Annotated in this window: 8 protein-coding genes and 1 pseudogene; all 9 read left to right on the top strand. The window is 31.5% G+C overall.

Annotation, left to right across the window (positions count from 1 at the left end):
• A partial coding sequence (locus tag N4A68_14340; GenBank protein MCT4565477.1) for an RHS repeat-associated core domain-containing protein occupies positions 1-889 on the top strand: 889 nt, incomplete at its 5' end.
• A gap of 35 nt (positions 890-924) precedes the next feature.
• Entirely contained in the window at positions 925-1,344 is a 420-nt protein-coding gene (locus N4A68_14335) for a hypothetical protein (GenBank protein ID MCT4565476.1), read from the top strand.
• A gap of 258 nt (positions 1,345-1,602) precedes the next feature.
• Positions 1,603-1,833, top strand: coding sequence for a hypothetical protein (locus N4A68_14330; GenBank protein ID MCT4565475.1), 231 nt, complete (start codon positions 1,603-1,605; stop codon positions 1,831-1,833).
• Between the two features lie 17 nt (positions 1,834-1,850).
• Positions 1,851-2,015: a hypothetical protein gene (locus N4A68_14325; GenBank protein ID MCT4565474.1), complete on the top strand. Its 165-nt coding sequence runs from the start codon at positions 1,851-1,853 to the stop codon at positions 2,013-2,015.
• A 151-nt stretch (positions 2,016-2,166) separates the two neighbouring features.
• The gene (locus N4A68_14320) at positions 2,167-2,355 is read left to right on the top strand and encodes a hypothetical protein (protein ID MCT4565473.1); all 189 of its coding nucleotides are present in this window, start codon (positions 2,167-2,169) and stop codon (positions 2,353-2,355) included.
• Positions 2,356-2,586, top strand: a pseudogene (locus N4A68_14315) (RHS repeat-associated core domain-containing protein).
• A gap of 27 nt (positions 2,587-2,613) precedes the next feature.
• Entirely contained in the window at positions 2,614-3,165 is a 552-nt protein-coding gene (locus N4A68_14310; protein MCT4565472.1) for a hypothetical protein, read from the top strand.
• A 254-nt stretch (positions 3,166-3,419) separates the two neighbouring features.
• A complete protein-coding gene (locus tag N4A68_14305; protein ID MCT4565471.1) occupies positions 3,420-4,064 on the top strand; it encodes a hypothetical protein in 645 nt (214 codons plus the stop codon).
• Positions 4,065-4,273: 209 nt separating this feature from the next.
• Positions 4,274-4,527 (top strand): hypothetical protein (locus N4A68_14300; protein ID MCT4565470.1); only part of this gene is annotated, 254 nt, incomplete at its 3' end.

Below are 4,527 nucleotides of genomic sequence, written 5' to 3'. Positions count from 1 at the left end.
GTACACCTACGACCCCTTTGGTAATCTAAGAGAAAGCCTAGAAAGAATAGACAACAAATACAAATACGCAGGTCAGCAATACGACCAAATAACAGACCAATACTACCTCAGATCCAGATACTACGCCCCACAGATAGGAAGATTCATACAAGAGGATGCTTTCAGAGGAGATGGACTCAATCTATATGCCTATGTAGCGAATAATCCACTGAAGTATGTTGATCCTAGTGGGTATGCGAAGGATGGTGTGACTGATAATAGGCATTATCCAAGGGTTAATGATCCCGAACATGGAATGATACGAGAAGAAATGGAAAAGACTTCTGATGTGTTTTCTAGTTTGAGTGATGAGAGGACGGATGAAGATGAAACAGAAAATCCAATTACAGAATTTGTAGCTAATGCTGTAGAAAAATATAATAATTTCGCAGATGATAATTTCCTTCTTCGAATACCAAAAGTATCGGCAGAAGGGCTTAGTGGGGATTTAGTTCTCGTCACTGGTTCAGTCCAATTTATTGGAGATACTAGAGGTAATATAGGTATGGCATTTACTGGTGGATTCAAGGCTAAAAGTGATATTGAAGGAGGGGTTGGAGTTTCTTATACGTATTCTAATAATATGGAAAGTGTAGAAGATATGAATGGAACTGCTCCATACTTTGGAGGAGGAGTAGATTTAGGAGAAGGAATTGGAATATCAGTAGATTACACTTATTCCCCTGCCAGTACTGATGATGGTAGGCAAGTAACAGCTCATACGGTTGGTGTTGGAGGAAATGTAACCTTTGTTCCAGCAGAAATACATACGGGAGTAGCTAAAACAAAAGTATATAAAATAAATGTTTTCGATAAAGTATATAAAATTTATAAAAAGATATTTAAGTAATTGATTTAGTTTAGAATTAGGGAGAGGGTAATAATTTGAAAAAAATTAGTTTTCTAGTTACCTATGTTGGATATTTTATTCTATTTTTAATGTTATTAGTAAGCGATGATGGCAACATGGAGATGCCTGAGAAAATAGTAATATCGTTATTTATTTTTGTTGTTAATATTATATTTAAAAATATGATGCCAATGATGGTATTAACTTACAATAAATTTGATGGAAGAAATCATACATCTTCAATGAGGCGTTTTAAAAGAATTATTAAAATTATGAAAACAATTTCTATCGTATTTTTTGTGATATCATTGTTAATTGGTATATTATTTGTATTATCTCTTATATTAGATTTAAATCAAACAACGCAAGATGTTATTATAATATGGATGACATTACCAATATGGCTTAGCTTCCGGGAAGGGATAATTAAAGCAATGGATATGGTAGAAGAATAGAGAAAACACAGGAATAAAGCAAGGGCATGAAGCGAGGGGACGGAGTATTCGCTTCCTCTAAAAATAAGGTGCCTAGGAAATAAAAATTCCATAGGCACCTTATTAATTTTTCAATAAAAAATCAAAAAAGACAGGCAGATTGATTAAGTGGCAAAACAGATAAATACATATAATGGAAGCAAGGGGACGGAGTTGCTGACAACATACATAAAATCAATATTTGGAAAATAAAATTATTACAAAAGCGAGGTCTAGTATATGGAAAATCAAAAATTTCAAGTATTATTAATAGGTGTGATTCTTACAATTACAGGTATGATTTGTAAAAAAGTGCCAGTAAACTTCTTAAAAGGATATGAATATATAAAAAATGATCAAAAAGCATTGAAAAGAACAAAAATATTTCATCTCATACTTGGATATATATTCCAAATTTCGGGAATGTTTATTATTGTAATTGGAATTTTAAACATTTTATCCAACGTATAATAGTTGGAGGAATTACAATGATGAATAAGAGAATTAAATTCTTAAGCATTTTACTTATTAGTTTAATATACATATCATTTATTATTGATCCAAGACCTATGAAGAAAATTGAGTATGTTATCCTAATTTTACCAATAGTATTTTCAATAAGTATAGCAATATATGTAAAGATAAAAAAATAAAGAAGCGAGGGGACGGAGTTACTGACAACATAGAAGCGAGGGGACGGAGTATTCGCTTCTTCTAAAAATAAGGTGTCTAGGAAATAAAAATTCTATAGGCACATTATTTATTTTTCAATAAAAAATCAAAGAAGACAGGTAAATTAATCAAGTGGTAGAACAAATAAATACATATAATGGAAGGAATGTTATAATAGAAAAAGACCAAGCAGGACAAAGAAAAAGATCCCACATAAGGGGACTAGACCTAATAGCTAAAGCCAACAACAAAGCCCAAATGAGCTACTACCTCCACAACAGACATGGAGACATAACAGAAATAGTGGCCGGTGGTGGATAGATACTAACCAAGTACACCTACGACCCCTTTGGTAATCTAAGAGAAAGCCTAGAAAGAACAGACAACAAATACAAATACGCAGATCAGCAATACGACCAAATAACAAACCAATACTACCTCAGAGCCAGATACTATGCCCCACAGATAGGAAGGTTCATACAAGAGGATGCTTTCAGAGGAGATGGACTCAATCTATATGCCTATGTAGCAAATAATCCACTGAAGTATGTTGATCCTAGTGGGTATGCTAAGGATGGTGTGACTGATAATAGGCATTATCCAAGGGTTAATGATCCAGAATATGAAATGATACGAAAAGAAATGGAAAAGACTTCTGATGTGTATTTTAATTTGAGTGATGATGGGAACAGTGAAAAAGAATCTGATTCTTTTAGTAAAGCGATGTCTTTGCCTGATAATTTTGGAGTTACAGTTTTATCAGGGAATGAGATTTTCTGGCGTGGAGTTAATGCAACTGCTGATAATCAAATTGATAAAATTCGATTAATAGATGGTAGGAGTGGCTTATGGACTAGACAACAAAAGGCTATAAATGCAAAAACATTTGGTAAGATTTCAAATACATTTGGAAAAGTAGCTAATACAACAGCATATGTTGCACCGATTGTAATAGATGAATATGAGAATTTTAATAAGGATGCTAGTGTTTCTGAACATATAGCAGATGTTACAGTAGATGTAACTGTTACTTGGGCTTCGATAAAAATAGCAGGAATCGCAGGATCAAAAGTAGGAAGTGCTGCAGGCACTTATTTTTCTCCCGTGTTGGAACTGTGGCTGGGGGTGTAGTTGGTGGAGCAGCTGGGGTTACAAAAGCTGTTGTTGCAGACGGATTGGAAATCAAAGGTAAAACTCCTAAACAATGGATTTGACATGGTGTAAAAAAAGCAATTGATGGAGCTAAAGAAACAATTGATGGAGCGATGAATAAAGCAAAAAAAACAATTGATAATGTATTTGATTATTTTAATAATATGTTTAAATAAGTAGTTAATAGAACTACCTTTTATAGACATATAAAAATTTTAATAAGGAGTATTGCTATGTTCTTTAATAATAATACCATGAGAAAAATTATTAAGCTTGAAGAGGACAAAAATTTGAAAAAAAAAGTTTTAGATTCGATTTTTTTAGGAATAACATTTGGAGGTATATTTCTTGGACTACTATATAATAAGTTACAATCTAATTTAATTTTAATTTCTGCTTTAACAATTATGATGTTTTTTACAATATGGGGTTTAGTAATTAGGAGAAATATAAAACGGCAACAATTTTTTCTGTTTGAAGGATCATTAGCAATGCTAGTATCAATTAGTTGTTTAGGGTTAAGCATAACTATATATTATTTGTATTTGGAAATGACATCTATATTATTTACAATTATTTTATTATTGTTTTATGTTATATTTGTTATGTGTTCTGTATTATTAATAAAAATGAAGCTTGAAGAAAAAAATAACAAAAGTAAAATAAAGGACAAAATTGCCATAGGAACTATATCATGTCTAGGGGTATTTAGTATACTTATAGGTCGCTCATTAGTAAGTAAGCTTAATCAAAACAACTTATTTATACTATTACTATTTCTACTTATAATAATTGGATATACATTTGAGTTTGTGGCAAATCATAATTTATTACAATACCTTATTCTTAAAAACAAATTAAATACTAAGAAACATTAGGAAGCGAGGGGACGGAGTATTCGCTTCCTCTAAAAATAAGGTGCCTAGGAAATAAAAATTCCATAGGCACATTATTAATTTTTCAATAAAAAATCAAAGAAGACAGGTGAATTAATCAAGTGGTAAAACATGAATTGCCAGGGGGACGGAGTTGCTGACAACAGATTAGGAGTAAGATAGGGGATATGGAATCCTAACAATATAAAAGTATGGCAGATTTTTTACAGCAAGAAATACCAGATGGATTTAGTTATTTCTGTGAAACAGTTAATTATGAAACTGGCAAAAAAATCACTATTAAAATTAATCAGATTAAAAATTTAGGGGGTTTTAATTATTTAATACATCAGAGAAGTCCAAGAAAGAAGTTTATACGCCAATTAGACTTGATATTCAACCAATATCTTAAAATGAATATAAATGAATATGGAAACCCTACTAATGATGCAATATTGAAAAATAG

The sequence above is a fragment of the Maledivibacter sp. genome, assembly GCA_025210375.1.
Classification (GTDB): Bacteria; Bacillota; Clostridia; order Peptostreptococcales; family Caminicellaceae; genus JAOASB01.
Note: the sequence above shows the minus strand (reverse complement) of the source record. Positions and strands in the feature narration are given on the sequence as shown.

Excerpts from the sequence above, each read along its gene's own strand:
- N4A68_14330 (MCT4565475.1), top strand. The coding sequence starts at position 1,603 with ATGGAAAATCAAAAATTTCAAGTATTATTAATAGGTGTGATTCTTACA.
- N4A68_14325 (MCT4565474.1), top strand. The coding sequence starts at position 1,851 with ATGATGAATAAGAGAATTAAATTCTTAAGCATTTTACTTATTAGTTTA.
- N4A68_14305 (MCT4565471.1), top strand. The coding sequence starts at position 3,420 with ATGTTCTTTAATAATAATACCATGAGAAAAATTATTAAGCTTGAAGAG.